Origin of the sequence: Skermanella pratensis (assembly GCF_008843145.1) — a bacterium.
GTDB classification, from domain to species: Bacteria; Pseudomonadota; Alphaproteobacteria; order Azospirillales; family Azospirillaceae; genus Skermanella; species Skermanella pratensis.
Genome location: NZ_CP030265.1, coordinates 4180501 through 4195778, shown reverse-complemented (window position 1 = coordinate 4195778; position 15278 = coordinate 4180501). Strand labels below are relative to the sequence as shown.

Annotated in this window: 12 protein-coding genes and 1 pseudogene; 2 read left to right on the top strand and 11 right to left on the bottom strand. The window is 68.7% G+C overall.

What is annotated here, in order from left to right; genetic code table 11:
• Positions 1-10: 10 nt before the first annotated feature.
• Entirely contained in the window at positions 11-814 is an 804-nt protein-coding gene (locus DPR14_RS19270) for an SDR family NAD(P)-dependent oxidoreductase (protein ID WP_158046597.1), read from the bottom strand.
• Between the two features lie 237 nt (positions 815-1051).
• Here DPR14_RS19270 and DPR14_RS19265 point away from each other — a divergent pair, with 237 nt between their 5' ends.
• Both DPR14_RS19265 and DPR14_RS19260 read left to right on the top strand, forming a co-directional pair.
• On the top strand, positions 1052-1501 hold the full coding sequence (locus DPR14_RS19265; RefSeq protein ID WP_158046596.1) for a MaoC family dehydratase: 450 nt from the start codon (positions 1052-1054) through the stop codon (positions 1499-1501).
• A 134-nt stretch (positions 1502-1635) separates the two neighbouring features.
• The gene (locus DPR14_RS19260; protein ID WP_158046595.1) at positions 1636-2580 is read left to right on the top strand and encodes a bifunctional riboflavin kinase/FAD synthetase; all 945 of its coding nucleotides are present in this window, start codon (positions 1636-1638) and stop codon (positions 2578-2580) included.
• A gap of 115 nt (positions 2581-2695) precedes the next feature.
• On the opposite strand, the gene lpxC is transcribed toward DPR14_RS19260, so the two are convergent.
• The 10 genes and pseudogenes from lpxC to murD form a co-directional block, all read right to left on the bottom strand.
• The gene (lpxC, locus tag DPR14_RS19255) at positions 2696-3640 is read right to left on the bottom strand and encodes a UDP-3-O-acyl-N-acetylglucosamine deacetylase (protein ID WP_158046594.1); all 945 of its coding nucleotides are present in this window, start codon (positions 3638-3640) and stop codon (positions 2696-2698) included.
• Between the two features lie 296 nt (positions 3641-3936).
• Entirely contained in the window at positions 3937-5754 is a 1818-nt protein-coding gene (ftsZ, locus tag DPR14_RS19250; RefSeq protein WP_158046593.1) for a cell division protein FtsZ, read from the bottom strand.
• A gap of 189 nt (positions 5755-5943) precedes the next feature.
• Entirely contained in the window at positions 5944-7212 is a 1269-nt protein-coding gene (gene ftsA / locus DPR14_RS19245; RefSeq protein WP_158046592.1) for a cell division protein FtsA, read from the bottom strand.
• 135 nt (positions 7213-7347) lie between these two features.
• Positions 7348-8256, bottom strand: a complete 909-nt coding sequence (locus DPR14_RS19240; protein WP_158046591.1) for a cell division protein FtsQ/DivIB — start codon at positions 8254-8256, stop codon at positions 7348-7350.
• Positions 8244-9188, bottom strand: coding sequence for a D-alanine--D-alanine ligase (locus DPR14_RS19235; protein ID WP_158046590.1), 945 nt, complete (start codon positions 9186-9188; stop codon positions 8244-8246). The genes DPR14_RS19240 and DPR14_RS19235 overlap by 13 nt, the downstream gene beginning before the upstream one ends.
• Complete coding sequence (murB, locus tag DPR14_RS19230) at positions 9185-10159, bottom strand: UDP-N-acetylmuramate dehydrogenase (RefSeq protein ID WP_158046589.1); 975 nt, start codon at positions 10157-10159, stop codon at positions 9185-9187. The genes DPR14_RS19235 and murB overlap by 4 nt, the downstream gene beginning before the upstream one ends.
• Positions 10142-11586 (bottom strand): annotated as a pseudogene (gene murC / locus DPR14_RS19225) (UDP-N-acetylmuramate--L-alanine ligase); the annotation flags it as partial. The gene murB and the pseudogene murC, both read right to left, overlap by 18 nt.
• Positions 11586-12761: an undecaprenyldiphospho-muramoylpentapeptide beta-N-acetylglucosaminyltransferase gene (gene murG / locus DPR14_RS19220; protein WP_192499033.1), complete on the bottom strand. Its 1176-nt coding sequence runs from the start codon at positions 12759-12761 to the stop codon at positions 11586-11588. The pseudogene murC and the gene murG, both read right to left, overlap by 1 nt.
• Positions 12758-13882 (bottom strand): putative lipid II flippase FtsW, encoded by a 1125-nt coding sequence (ftsW, locus tag DPR14_RS19215; RefSeq protein WP_158046587.1) that lies wholly within the window; start codon positions 13880-13882, stop codon positions 12758-12760. The genes murG and ftsW overlap by 4 nt, the downstream gene beginning before the upstream one ends.
• Positions 13879-15276 carry a UDP-N-acetylmuramoyl-L-alanine--D-glutamate ligase gene (gene murD, locus DPR14_RS19210; protein ID WP_158048232.1) on the bottom strand — a complete coding sequence of 466 codons (1398 nt, stop codon included), beginning with the start codon at positions 15274-15276 and terminating at the stop codon, positions 13879-13881. Before murD ends, ftsW begins: the two co-directional genes overlap by 4 nt.
• Positions 15277-15278: the final 2 nt, after the last annotated feature.

Genomic DNA, 15278 nt, shown 5'->3' with positions numbered 1-15278 from the left:
CCGCCTTGCATCACATCTGGCGCGGCTTCAGGCGGTTGACCTTGCCCAGGATCGACATGATCGCGCCGGCCCCCGTCGTGGCGATACGGCGCGGGATCAGGAACGGGGTCAGCGCCGCCCGGGTTCCCATTCCGACCACATGGACGGTGCAATGGCCCAGGTTCTCCAGTCCCTCGCGCGCCACCTTCATGGGGTCGTCGGCACCGGGGATGCTGCCCAGGTCGAAACCGGAGCGCTCGCTGAACTCTGTCCGCGTGGCGCCGGGGCAGAGCACCAGCAGGTCCAGCGGGTCTCGTCGCGTCTCCTCCCGCAGGCCCTCGCCATAGGCCAGCACGAATGATTTGGTCGCGGAATAGGTGGTCAGCAACGGGATCGGCTGGAAGGCCGTCGTGCTCGACACCAGGATCAGCCCGCACCGCCGGCGGTCGCGCCGGGCGCGCTCGATCATGCCCGGCAGCAGCGCGCGGGTCAGCACGGTGGGGGCTACGACGTTCAGTTCCACCGTCGCCAGTTCGTCGTCGGGGGCGTTGTCCAGGACGCGGGCGAATCGGCCGGCGCCCGCATTGTTGATCAGCAGGTCGATCTCGCACTCGGCCGCCTTGTCCAGAACCTTGTCGCGGCCTTCCCGCGTGGAAAGGTCGGCGGCGACCGTCTCCACCGTCCGGCCCGGCCGTTCCAGTTCGGCGCGACGTTCGGCGAGCTTCTCCTCGTTGCGCGCGACGAGCAGCAGGCTGGTGCTTTCCGGTAGGAGCTTGGCGAAGGCGGCGCCGATGCCGGTGGTGCCGCCGGTGATGAGGGCGAAGCCGTGACTCATGCTGTGCTATCCCTTGAAATGCCGAAAACCCGTGCCGAACACTGCGGCAGGCCCGATAGACGGTTGCTCGGGTGTCCGGAAAGTCAAACTCTTCGGGACAATTCAACAGGCGTCCGGAACTAACCTCTCCTTCATAGGTCTTATGGGATGGTGACCTGGGCGCGGTTATGCCGCATTGCAAAAAAAGGGCTTTGCGATGCACAATCCGTGTGCATTGGAACAGGAAGAGGTCGGATTATGGATGATGTGCGCAGCGCCAACGATGGCCTGACCGGTTTTTTTCTCGAGGACCTCTTCGTCGGCCAGACCGCCGTGTATGGCCGGACCGTGACCGACGCCGACATCGTTCTCTATGCCGGCGTGTCGGGCGACACCAACCCGGTGCACCTCAATCAGGAATTCGCCAGCACGACCATGTTCCAGGGGCGTATCGCCCACGGCATGCTGACCGCCAGCCTGATCTCGACCGTGCTCGGCACCAAGCTGCCCGGCCCGGGCTGCATCTATCTGAGCCAGAATTTGAAGTTCAGGGCGCCGGTGAAGCCGGGCGACACCGTCCAGGCGCGCGTCACGGTGACCGAGATCTTCGCCGAGAAGCGCCGGGTGGCGGTCAAGACGGTTTGCACCGTGGCCGGCAACGTGGTGATCGACGGCGACGCCCTGCTGATGGTCCCTTCCCGGATGTGACGGGCGCAGCGTCCGGTTTCCCCGGGCGCAGCGGGACTCCGCGATCGGCGTGCTTACCGTGTGCCGATCGCGGCCTATATACATCCTTGTTTTTTTGAGCTAATCGAGATCCGGGCGGCAAGGGGGTGCCCGGTATGAGACTATTCAGACACTATACAGACCTGCCGGAAGACGCGCGCGGCGCCGTGGTGGCGCTGGGCAATTTCGATGGCGTCCATAGCGGTCACCGTATCGTGATCGGCACCGCCGCCGATACTGCCAGAGCCACCGGCAAGCCGCTCGCCGTGCTCACCTTCGAACCGCACCCCCGCAGTCTGTTCCGGCCGGCCGACGAGCCGTTCCGCCTCACGCCGTTCCGCACCAAGGCCCGCCATATCGAGGAACTCGGGGTCGACCTCCTGTTCGTCATCCATTTCGACCAGGCTTTCTCCTGCAAGACGGCGCAGCAGTTCGTCGACGAGGTGCTGGTGGCAGGATTGGGCGCCAGCCACGTGGTCGCCGGCTATGATTTCGTGTTCGGCCACAAGCGCGGCGGCGACGTCGGCTATCTCTATCAGGCGGCACGGACCGCCGGTTTCGGCGTGACCGAGGTGAAGCCCGCGGCCGACGCCGCCGGCGGTGTCTTCTCATCCACCCGCGTGCGCGACCTCCTGGCCGCCGGAAATCCCCGGGAGGCCGCCGCGGTGCTGGGGCGCCCGTGGGAGCTGGAAGGCAGGGTCGAGCACGGCGACCAGCGCGGCCGCACCATCGGCTTCCCGACCGCCAACCTGGAACTGGGCGAATACCTGCGGCCCCGCTACGGCGTCTACGCCGTGCGCGCCGGCATAGACCAGGGCGCACAGACGGTCTGGACGGACGGCGTCGCCAATCTTGGCCGGCGGCCGACGGTTGACGGCCTCAAGGAACTGCTGGAGGTCCACCTGTTCGACTTCACCGGCGATCTCTACGGCAGGCACCTGCGGGTGCAGATGATCGACTTCATCCGGCCGGAACGGAAGTTCGAGAGTTTCGACGTGCTGAAGCAGCAGATCCTGACCGATGCGGAGACGGCGCGCGGGCTTCTGGCCGCGAACCCCTGACCGAAGCGCCGACGGTCGAGGATACTGTTCCCGAGAGGGGCCGGAACGAAAAAGGCACCGGAAGGGAAGCCCTCCGATGCCTTTCGCTGCGGTCCGCCCGCACTATGGCCGCCGGTCAGGCGACGGCGGCGATCTTCTCCCGGGCCCACTCGGCCGGCGTGGCGCCGACCTCGTCGGCATCGACGTGGCACCAGGCGCTCTGGTCGGCGAACACGGCGCGCAGCAACTGGTTGTTCAGCGCATGGCCCGAGCGGCAGCCGTGAAAATGGCCGACGATCGGCGCGCCGGCAAGATACAGGTCGCCGATGCTGTCCAGGATCTTGTGGCGCACGAACTCGTCCGAGTAGCGCAGGCCGCCCTCGTTCAGCACCTTGTCGCCGTTGATGACGATGGCGTTGTCCAGCGAGCCGCCGCGCGCCAGCCCCAGCTTCCGCATCTGGTCGACCTCGTGCAGGAAGCCGAAGGTGCGGGCCCGCGCCAGTTCAGCCTTGAAGGTGTCGTTGCCGAGATTGACGTAGGTTTCCTGCCGGGCGATCGCGGCGCTGGCGAAATCGATCTCGAAGCTGAAACCGGTCAGCGGCGACGGTGTCAGGCTGGCGAAGCGGGTCTGGTCGCCGACGGTGACCTGCTTGAGGATCTTGATCAGGCGGCGCGGCTTGTCCTGCTGCCGGATGCCGGCGCACTCTATCAGGAACACGAAGGGAGCGGAGCTGCCGTCCATGATCGGCACTTCCGGGCCGTTCAGCTCGACCACCGCATTGTCGATGCCGCAGCCGCGCAGCGCCGCCATCAGGTGCTCGATCGTGCCGATCGACACCCCGGCGTCGTTGGAGATCACGGTGCAGAGCTTGGTATCGGTCACCCGGTCCCAATTCGCCCGAACAGTTGCGCGGTCGGCCGGCTGGTCGGTCCGTAGGAACACGATGCCGGTATTCACATCCGACGGCATCAGGCGCATGGAGACCTTGGACCCGGAATGCAGACCGATGCCGGTGCAATTTATCGGGCTCTTCAGCGTCTGCTGAAATTTCGTCTCGTTACTCTGGCTTTGCTCGGACACTTGATTACCTGCTATGCGTCGTGTGGGCAATACTTCGATAAGCACTCTACTGTCGTGGGCGTTACCCACGGCTAATACCTAACAAGTCCCACGCCATAGCTCAAATCACTCTTTGTTACGGATTGTTACGCATGTGCGGGATAGTCATCGAGTGATCGTCGTCACACCAGGGTCTTCTTCTTCAAAGCATTGAGCCAAGAAAAAAGCTCCCGGCCGCAAGGGCCGGGAGCTTGTCTCAGCAGGTGGGCCGGCGGCGCGCGGGGCGCCGCGACCGGTTCGGACCCATGGCGCGCGGGTCAGTTGGCCTGGCGGCGCAGGAAGGCCGGGATATCCAGCATTTCCTCTTCCGCATGGCTCATCTTGGTCGGACGGTCCATCGGCTCGGATGCCGGGCGCGGCGCCTGCGGGGCACCGCCCGGAGCCTGCTTGATCCCGACCGGCGGGGCCGGCGGCTGAGGCGCCTGACGGGCCTGCTGCTCGGGCTCCGAGCCCTCCATGATCCGCCGGCCCAAGCCGGTGACCCGCTCGAACAGGGAGCTGCCGCGCTTCTTCGGGGCCGCCTCGGGCAGAGCCGCCGTCGGGGCGAGATAGCGTTCCGTGTTGAGGTTCTGGCTCTGCGGACGCGGACCCGAATCGGCCGGACGCGGGGCGATGAAGACGCCGTCCTGGTTCTGGCCGCGCAGCGGGCCGCTGACCCGCTCGGGCTCGCGGCCGCGCGGCTGGGCCGTCAGCTCCGACTGATGATGGGCCGGCTGGGCTTCCATCTGCTGCGGGGCCGGGGATGCGGCCGGTTCGGCCGGGGACGCATAGACGGAGGGTGCCGCTTCGGGATGCTGGTACTGCTGCGTTTCGGGGATGAACGTCCGGACGGTGTTGCCGACCGCGGCGTGGCCCTGGGGGGCATGGACCTGGGGGGCGTAGCCCTGGGAACCGCCCTGGCCGGGGTGCCCCTGGCCGGCATGGCCCTGGGCGGCGCCCGGATGCAGCGGGGCGGCGACCAGCGTGTGGTGGTAGTCGGTCGGCTGGCGCGCCTGGTCGGCGCGCGCGACGAGGCCCGCGGGTCCGGGAGCCGGCGAGACGGTCTTGCGGCCGCCGCTGACCACGCTCAGGCCGTTGGTCGCCGTGGCCGGGCGGGGATGGGCGATCTTCTCCGCCTCGATGCCGGTGGCGACCACCGAGACGCGCATGCGGCCGTCGAGGTCCTGGTCGAAGGTCGAGCCGAAGATGATGTTGGCGTCGGGATCGACCTCGTCGCGGATGCGGTTGGCCGCCTCATCGACCTCGAACAGCGTCATGTCCATGCCGCCGGTGATGTTGATCAGCACGCCGCGCGCACCCTTCATGGACACGTCGTCCAGCAGCGGGTTGCTGATCGCGGCCTCGGCCGCGTCGATCGCCCGGCGCTCGCCGGACGCTTCGCCGGTGCCCATCATGGCCTTGCCCATCTCGGTCATCACCGACCGGATGTCGGCGAAGTCGAGGTTGATCAGGCCCGGCATCACCATCAGGTCGGTCACGCCGCGCACGCCGGAATGCAGCACGTCGTCGGCCATCTTGAAGGCGTCGGCGAACGTGGTCTTCTCGTTGGCGATGCGGAACAGGTTCTGGTTCGGGATGATGATCAGGGTGTCGACGAACTGCTGGAGCTCGTTGATGCCGGTCTCGGCCAGGCGCATGCGGTGCGCGCCTTCGAAGTGGAACGGCTTGGTCACCACGCCGACGGTCAGGATGCCCTGCTCCCGGGCCGCCCGCGCGATCACGGGTGCCGCACCGGTGCCGGTGCCGCCGCCCATGCCGGCGGTGATGAAGACCATGTTGGCCCCTTCCAGGTACCCCATGATCTCGGCGAGCTGCTCTTCCGCCGCGGCGCGGCCGACATCCGGCCGGGAACCCGCGCCCAGTCCGCGCGTTATCGTGGTGCCGAGCTGGAGGCGCTTTTCCGCCAGGGCGCCCTTGAGCGCCTGCGCGTCGGTGTTGGCGACGACGAACTCGACGCCTTCCAGGTTGGACTTGATCATGTTGTTGACGGCATTGCCGCCAGCGCCGCCGACGCCGAACACCGTGATGTGCGGCCGCAGATCCACTTCGATTTCCGGCATGCTGAGATTGATCATGACAGCCTCCAGTTCCCTTCGAATTCGCCCGAATTCAATTCCATGAATTCATGTTGGTTTTCAGGCCGCCGGTCATTGCCGGCCTGCATATCGCCCGTCGTGTCCGGTCGCTTTCACGGGGCCGGGCGTCTCTATCCCGGCATCCGCGCGGCGCGCTGTTCCGCTTTGTCGACTGTTCCTGGCCCCGGCTCATAGGTTCTCCTTCAGCCAGAGGCTCACGCGTCCCCAAAGATGTTTCGGCGGCTCCGCCTCGGCGCTGAAGCCCGGCAGCTCCGCGTGGCTCTGCACCGCGAAGGCCAGCAGCCCCGCCGCCGTCGAGAAGGCGGGACCGCCGGTGGCTTCCGCCAGCCCGTCGATCCGCATCGGCCGGCCGAGCCGGACCTGCTTGTCCAGGATCAGCTGGGCCAGCTCGCGCGTGCCCGGCAGCTGGCTGGCTCCGCCCGTCAGCACGACCCGGCGGCCGGCCACCTTGCCCATGCCGCTGACTTCCAGGCGGGCGCGGACCAGCTCGAAGATCTCTTCCAGCCGCGGCTGGATGATGCCGACCAGAAGGGATTTCGGCACGTGGTTGGCCTGGGCCGGCTCGTCCTCGCCGACCTGGGGCACGTCGATGATCTCGCGCTCGTCGGCGACGTTGGCGATGGCGCTGCCGTACAGGGTCTTCATCCGCTCGGCATGGGCCACGGGCGTGGTCAGGCCGCGCGCGATGTCGTTGGTCACGTGGCTGCCGCCGACCGGCACGCAGTCGGTATAGACGCATTTGCCGTCGAAGAAGACCGAGATGGTCGTGGTGCCGCCGCCCATGTCGATCAGCGTGCAACCCAGCTCCATCTCGTCTTCGACCAGGGCCGCCAAGCCGCTGGCGAAGGGGGAGACGACGAAGCTCTCGATATCCAGGTGGCAGCGGGCGACGCAGGTGGCGAGGTTGCGCACCGCGCTCGACCCGGCCGTCACGGTGTGGAGCTGAACGCCCAGCTTCTCGCCGAACATGCCGCGCGGGTCGCGGATGCCGCGGTTGCCGTCCATCGAATAGCCGACCGCGATGGAGTGGATCAGCTCCTGGTCGGCGCTGCCCTGGAACTGCCGCGCCTGGGCCAGGGCCCGGCGCACGTCGGCGTCCGCGACCTCGTGCCCGCCGATCGGGATTTCGACATTGGTCGTCTGGGAGATCGGCTGGCCGCCGGAGATGTTGACCAGCACTTCGCGGATCGTCTCGCCCGCCATCTGCTCCGCGGCATGGACGGTCGTGCCGATCGCCTGTTCCGCCGCGTCCATGTCGACGATGGTGCCGGCCCGGAGGCCGCGTGAAACCTGATGGCCGATCCCGACGATCCGCAAGGCGCCGCCGTCCTCGACCCGCGCGATGAAGCAGCAGATCTTGGTTGTGCCGACGTCCAGCGCGGCGATTACCCCACCGCGCACCGGTCGCTTCACTCTCTTGCTCCCGTTGAAGGCCATCGTTTCGCTCGCAGTCCCTTCAGGCCTCGGCCTAACGCAGTAATCACTTTATCATCCCAAGATACAGTATTTCAAACGGCGATTGCCTTACTGCATTTGGTATGTATTACCTATTTCGGTTAGTCTGTTACCGATTTAGATCTTTTCCTCGGGCACACGGCGACGTTGTGCCGCTGCCGTCGAAGTCTGGATCACCAGACGGTCCGGCAGGCGGAGGTCGACGGCGACGATGTCGCGGTCAAGCACCGGTTGTTTCGACTCCTGTTCGGCCAGATGCCTCAGGGCGCCGCCGATGTCGCTCTCCGGCAGGCGGACCACGACGCCGTTGGCCAGATGCAGGTCCCAGCGCCGGCCGCCGACGCGGCTGGCGGCATTGACCCGTTCGTACAGCGCCGGGACGGTCGCCAGGTGCCCCAGCAGTTCCGGCGCGTGCTTCGGCGCATCGGCGCCGATGATCTGGAGCAGGTTGTTGTAGCGGCCCAGCTCGCGCTCGGTCAGCACCTCGCCGTCGCGGTCGATCAGCGCCAGCTTGCCGTCGCGCTGCCACAGCGCCATCGGCCGGCGCTCGTCCAGCTTGACGAACACGGTGTCGGGAAGCCGCCGCTCGACGGTGGCCGTGGCGACCCAGCGCAGCCGCTCCAGGCCGGCGCGCGCCGCCTCCGGGTCGAATTGCAGGATCGGGTCGCCGCGCTTGACCTGGATCGCCGCCATCACGGCGCTGCGGTCGGTCTCGACCCGGCCTTCGACCAGCACCTCCTGGACCTCCAGCCCGGCATCCACCGTCAGGTCGATCAGGGCGGCGGTCGTCCGGTCCGCCATCGTGCCGAACCACCCGGTCTGGTACGCCCAGGTCCCGGCGCTGCCGGCCAGCAGGATCGGGAACGCGATCAGTCCCAGGCGCATCGCCTTCTCGGTCCAGCGCGGCCAGGAACGGCGGCGGTTCGCCTTTTCCGTGGCCTTCTGGGTCGCGCTGCGCGCGCGTTCCGCCGTGCGGGCGCGGAGGTCGCGGGGCGCGCAGAGGGTCGGCTTGTTCACACGTGACATGCGGCGTTCTCCACCATCCAGACGACCAGATCGGCAAACGGTATACCCAGATACGCCGCCTGTTCGGGTACCAAAGACAGGGGGGTCATACCGGGCTGTGTGTTAATTTCCAGGAAATAAACTCCCGCGTTATCCTTAATTGCATCGTCCCAACGGAAGTCGCTGCGGCTCACTCCGGCACAGCCCAAAGTCCGGTGCGCGAGCAGGGCCATCCGCATGGCCTCGTCCAGAACGGCCTGCGGGGCGGGAGCCGGGACGAGATGCGTAGCCCGACCGTCGGTGTACTTCGCCGAATAGTCATAGAAGCCGGAATGGGGCCGGATCTCGGTCACGGTCAGGGCGCGGTCGCCCATCACCGCGACTGTAAGGTCCCGGCCGGGAATGTATTGCTCGATCAGGACCGTCTCGCCGTGGTTCCAGCTCTCGGCGTCGACCGGGTCGCGGTTGTCGCCCGGCCGGACGATCCGGATGCCGACGCTCGACCCTTCGTTGTTGGGCTTCAGCACATAGGGGGCGGGCATGATGTCGCCGTCCAGCACCTGCTGCCGCGTCGCCACCATCCCCTTGGGCGAGCGGATGCCGACGCTCTCCAGCAGCCGCTTGGTCAGCGTCTTGTCCATGGCGACGGCGGAGGCCACCATGCCGGAATGGGTGTAGCGCAGGCCCAGGATGTCGAGCACGCCCTGGATCGTCCCGTCCTCGCCGCCGCGCCCGTGCAGCGCATTGAAAACCACGTCGGGGCGCGGGGTCAGGGCCGCCATCAGCGCGTTCAGGTCGCGGGAGACGTCGATCTCGGTCACCCGGTAGCCGCGCTCCCGCAGCGCCCGGGCCGCGGCGGCGCCGCTGACCAGGGAGACCTCCCGTTCGGCCGACCAGCCGCCCAGCAGGACGGCGACATGCTGCGGCTTCGGTTTGTTCAGGGGCGCGTTCATGGCGTTCTCCCCAGGAAGGGGCTCCCCGGTATGGATTTGCCCGGTGCCGGGACGCCGATCCGCCGGATCTCCCAGCGCAGTTCTATGCCCGACGTTTCGTAGACGCGTCGCCGCACCTCCTCGCCCAGGGACTCCAGGTCGTCCGCCGTGGCGGCCCCCAGGTTGAGCAGGAAGTTGCAGTGCTTTTCCGACACCTGCGCGCCGCCGATCATCAGGGCCCGGCAGCCGGCGCGGTCGATCAGCGCCCAGGCCTTCTCGCCCGGCGGGTTGGCGAAGGTCGAGCCGCCGGTCCGTGCCCGCACCGGCTGGCTTTCCGCCCGCGCCGAGGAGATCTCGTGCATGCGCCGGCCGATTCCGGCGGGATCGCCGGGATGCCCGCGCAGGGTGGCGCCGGTGAAGATCCAGTCCTCCGGAACGGCGCAGTGCCGGTAGGTCAGGCCGAGCGCCTCGCGGTCCAGCACGTGCTCCCGCCCTTGCCGGTCGAGGGCGGTGGCGGAGACCACCACATCGGACAACTCGCGGCCATAGGCGCCGCCATTCATGCGGAGCGCGCCGCCGATCGTGCCGGGAATGCCCGACAGGAACTCCAGCCCGGCGATGCCGGCGTCACGCGCCGCCCCGGCGACGTTCAGATCCAGCGCCGCGGCACCGGCGCGGATCTCCAGGCCGTCCGCCACTGCTTCGGCGAAGGCGCGTCCGAGCCGGACCACGACGCCGGGCACGCCGCCGTCGCGCACCAGCAGGTTCGACGCGACGCCGATCACGGTCACCGGCACGTCGGCCGGGCAGCCTGCCAGGAACGCGGCCAGGTCGTCGGCATCGGCCGGCTTGAACATCACCTCCGCCGGGCCGCCGACGCGGAACCAGGTGACGTTCGCCAGCGGCGCGTTCGCGGTCAGCCGTCCGCGCACAGCCGGCAGGCGGTCGATCAGGTGGGGCGCGTGATGGTGCATGGGAGCGACCGCCGTCATCGTTTCTTGCCTCCCTCGGTGCCGTAGAGCTTGTCCAGCTCGCCCGGCAGGGCATTGGCCCACGCGGTGATGTTGCCGGCGCCCAGGCAGACGACGAAGTCGCCGGGCTGGGCCAAGTCGCGGACCATGGACGGCAGGGCTTCCGGCGACGGCAGCGGCAGCACCTGGCGGTGGCCGCGCATGCGCAGCCCCTCGACCAGGCCGTCCCGGTCGGCGCCCTCGACCGGCTGCTCGCCGGCGGCATAGACGTCGGCGACCAGGACGGTGTCGGCGTCGTTGAAGCAGGCGCAGAAATCCTCGAACAGGCTGTGCAGGCGGCTGTAGCGGTGCGGCTGGACCACCGCGATGGTCCGGCCGGTCCCGGCGGTCCGGGCCGCCTTCAGCACGGCGGCGATCTCCACCGGATGGTGGCCGTAATCGTCGATCACGGTCACGCCGTTGCTCTCCCCCGTCTTGGTGAAGCGCCGCTTGACACCCGAGAAACGGGCGAAGCTGGACCGGATCTTGTCGCCGTCGATGCCCATCTCGTTGCCGACCGCGATGGCGGCCAGGCTGTTCTGCACGTTGTGCAGCCCGAACATCGGCAGGTGGATGCCTTCGATCGTCCGCGGCTCCCCGACGACGCGGTCACTCAGGGCGACGTTGAAGCGGGCGCCGTCGGTCCCGGTCACTACGTCCACCGCGCGCACGTCCGCCTGCGGGCTGAAGCCGTAGGTCACGATCCGGCGGTCGGCGACGCGCGGGATCATCGCCTGAACCTCGGGATGGTCGATGCACAGCGCCGCGAAGCCGTAGAACGGGATGTTCTGGACGAAGCTGTCGAATGCCGAGCGCACCCCGTCGAAGGTGCCGTAGTGGTCCAGATGCTCGGGGTCGATGTTGGTCACGACGGTGATCAGCGCCGGCAGCTTGGTGAAGGTGCCGTCGCTCTCGTCCGCCTCGACCACCATCCAGTCGCCGGCGCCCAGGCGGGTGTTGGTGCCGTAGGCGTTGATGATGCCGCCGTTGATCACGGTCGGGTCCAGCCCGGCGCCTTCCAGCAGGGTGCCGACCATGCTGGTGGTCGTGGTCTTGCCGTGGGTGCCGCCGATCGCGATCGACCATTTCAGCCGCATCAGCTCGCCCAGCATTTCGGCCCGGCGGACCACCGGGATCAGGGCGTTCCTGGCCGCGACGACCTCGGGATTGTCCTTCTTGACCGCGGAGGAGATCACCACGACCGAGGCGTCGGCCAGATTCTCGCCGCGATGGCCGATCTCGACCGGAATCCCCAGGGCGCGGAGGCGCTTGACGTTGGCGCTGTCGGCGATGTCCGACCCGCGGACGGAATAGCCCAGGTTCCGCAGCACCTCGGCGATGCCGCTCATGCCGATCCCGCCGATACCGACGAAGTGGATCGTCCCGATGGACAGGGGCAGGGCTCTCATTATTCAGCGGCCTCGGTGGAGTAACGGTCGGCGCCGGCATTGGCCCGGTCGCTTTGGGGTGAAGCGGCGCCCTTCGCGGCGCCGATGACGATGTCCGCCAGGCGCGAGGCGGCGTCCGCGGCGCCGCGCGCTCGGGCCGCCTCGGCCGCCTTGCCCAGGGTGGCGGGCAGGTCGAGCAGCGCTTCCAGCCGGTCCGCCAGCGCCTTCGGCGTGAAGGCCGGCTGGGGCATCAGCCAGGCGCCGCCGGCATCGGCGACGGCCTGGGCATTGGCGGTCTGGTGGTCGTCCATGGCGAACGGGTAAGGCACCAGCACGGCCGGCCGGCCGGCAGCGGCCAGCTCGGCGACGGTCGAGGCGCCCGACCGGCAGACGGCGAGATGGCAGGCCGCCAGCCGGTCCGGCACGTCGCGGAAGAAGCTGGACAGCTCGGCATCGACACCCGCTTCGGCGAACGCGGCCTTCGCCGCCTCCAGATCCTCGGGCCGGCACTGCTGGGCGATGCGGATGCGCCGCCGCAGCACGTCCGGCAGCAGCGCCAGGGCCGCGGGCACGATCTCGCTGAAGATCCGGGCTCCCTGGCTGCCGCCGACCACCAGCAGCCGGAGCTCGCCGCCCGGCTCCAGCGCCGGATAGGGCAGGTCGCGCACGGCCGTGACACCCGGGCGCACCGGGTTGCCGGTCGGTACCAGCTTCGCCCGGTCGGCCGGCTTGACCGCCGACACGGCAGCGAACGAGGTGGCGATCCGCGCGGCGCCGGGGGCCAGCATACGGTTGGCCCGGCCGAGCACGGCGTTCTGCTCGTGCAGCACGGTGGGCACGCCAGCCCGCTGCGCCATCAAGACCGTCGGAACCGAGGGATACCCGCCGAAGCCCACCACGACGGAAGGCCGCAGCGCCGCGATCAGGCGGCGCGCCTGGATCGCCCCCAGGCCCAACTCGAAGGCGCCGCGCAGCTTGCCCATCACGCCGCTGCCGAAGCTCGACGCGCGGATGCGATGGACCTCGACCTCCGGCAGGGCGTCGCCGAACGCCTTGCCGCGCCGGTCGGTGACCAGGACCACCCGGTGGCCGCGCGCCAGCAGCTCGCGGGCCAGCGCTTCCGCCGGGAACATGTGCCCGCCGGTGCCACCGGCGGCCAGGACGACGGGGCCTGGTGTCGCATCGGTCATGGTCATGCCCCGTCTCCTCCGCCGAAGCGCTTGCGGGTCAGCGCCAGCACCATTCCCATGCCGAAGCCCAGGGCCAGCAGCGACGACCCGCCGTAGCTGATGAAAGGCAGCGTCATTCCCTTGGTCGGCATCATGTGCAGGCTCGACGCCATGTTGATCCAGGCCTGGAGGCCGAACTGGGTCAGCAGTCCGGTGACCGCCAGCACGACGAACAGGTTGTCGTCGCGCATCACCCGCAGGAAGCCGCGGATCACGATGAAGGCGAACAGCGCGATCAAGACGAGGCACCAGAACAGACCCAGTTCCTCGCCTGCGACCGCGAAGATGAAGTCGGCATGGGCGTCCGGAAGCATCATCTTGATGCTGCCCTGGCCGGGGCCCGTGCCGAAGGCGCCGCCGTTCTGGAACGCCTCCAGCGACCGGGTCACCTGGTAGTTGTCGCCGGCCGCCGGGTCTAGGAAGCGGTCGATGCGGCTGGACACGTGCGGGAACAGCATGTAGGCGCCGACCAGGCCGGTGATGCCCAGCACGCCCAGGATGGCGACCAGCACGATCGGCAGCCCCGCCAGGAAGAACTGGCAGAACCACACCACCGAGACCACGAAGGTCATGCCCAGGTCCGGCTGCATCATCAGCAGCCCGACGATCATCAGGTACAGCATGATCGAGATGACCGCGCCGGGGAACCGCGCGCTGGTCTTGCCGTGGGCGAACAGCCAGGCGGCGACCACCGCGAAGGCCGGCTTGACGAACTCCGACGGCTGGATCGACAGGCCCGGGACATGGATCCAGCGGCGGGCACCCTTGATCTCGAACCCGATGACCATGGTCAGCGCCAGCAGGATCGTGAAGAAGATGAAGGCCACCACGGCGGTCCGGCGGACCCCGCGCAGGCTCAGGAGCGACACGCCGACCATCACCATGCAGGCCGGCAGCAGCATCAGGATATGGCGCTGGACGAAGTGGAAATTGTCCAGCCCGATGCGTTCGGCGACGGCCGGGCTCGCCGCCTGGACCAGCACGATGCCGAGGCCCATCAGGACCGCCAGCACCGCCAGCGTCCAGCGGTCCACCGTCCACCACCACTTGCCGAATATGGAATGGTCGGTCCGGGCGAAAGCGGTCATCCCGCGACTTCCTTCTTCACCGATACGTCACTCACCAATGCCGCGACCAGGGCCGCGAAAACCTCGCCGCGGTGTTCGAAGCTCCTGAACTGGTCCCAGGAGGCGCAGGCCGGCGACAGCAGCACCGCGGCGCCCGGCAGCGCCTCTTCCCGCGCCATCGCCGCCGCGGCCGGCACGGCGGCTTCCAGGGTTCCGCACCGGGTATAGGCGACGCCCCGGCCGTCGAGCCACGCGGCGAATCGCTCCATCGCCTGCCCGATCAGGAAGGCGTGGCGGATGCGCGGCATGAAGGATTCCAGGCCGTCCAGGCCGCCCTCCTTGGGCTGACCGCCGATGATCCAGTAGACCGGGTCGTAGCAGGCCAGCGCCTTGGCCGCGGCATCGGCATTGGTCGCCTTGCTGTCGTTGACGAACCGGACGCCGTCGCGCACCGCCACCATCTGCTGGCGGTGCGCCAGGCCGGGAAAGCTGCGCAGCCCCTCCAGGATGGTGTCGAGCGGCACGCCGCAGGCGCGGGCCGCCGCGAAGGCCGCCGCGGCGTTCTGCCAGTTGTGCCGGCCGGGCAAGGCGGCGATCCCCGAGAGGTCGATGACCGGGTCCGCGCCGCCGTCGAACAGCTTGCCGTCCAGGACGTAGATCCCCTTGGCCGGCCGCTCCGCCGAGACGGGAATCACGGCGCAGGGGACGGTATGCTCCATCCCGTCGAACACGGCCCGGCACTGCGCGTCGTCCACGCCGACGATGGCGGTGTGCGAGCGCTTCGGGTGCTGGAAGATCCGGCGCTTGGCGGCGACGTAGCCGTCCATGCCGCCGTGGCGGTCCAGATGGTCGGGGGTGACGTTGAGCAGGATCGCGACGTTGAACCCGACGGAGGGCACCAGCTCCAGCTGGTACGAGGACATCTCCAGCACGTAAATGCCGTCCTCGCCCAGGGGCTCGAAGCTCAGGACCGGCGTTCCGAGATTGCCGCCGACCTGGATCTTCCGGCCGGCGAGCGCCAGGATGTGCCCGATCAGCGCCGTCGTGGTGGATTTGCCGTTGGTCCCGGTGATGCCGACATAGGCCGCCTTGGGCTGCGCCCGGTACAGCAGCTCGATGTCGCCGACGATGGGCAGGCCGGCATCCTTCGCCCGCGCAGCGACCGCGTTGGGCTTCGGGAAGGTGTGGGGGATGCCGGGGGACAGCACCAGCGCCTCGACCCCGGAAAGGTCGGCCGTATTCAGGTCGGTCAGCGGGATGCCGGCGGCGGCCGCGGCGGCGCGGCCGGCCTCGCCGTCGTCCCAGGCCAGGATCTCCACGCCGGCGTCCATCAGCGCCCTTGCCGTGGCCAGTCCCGATTTGGCGAGGCCCATGACCGCGTAGCGCTTTCCCCGGAGGTGCTTGAGGTCGATCAATG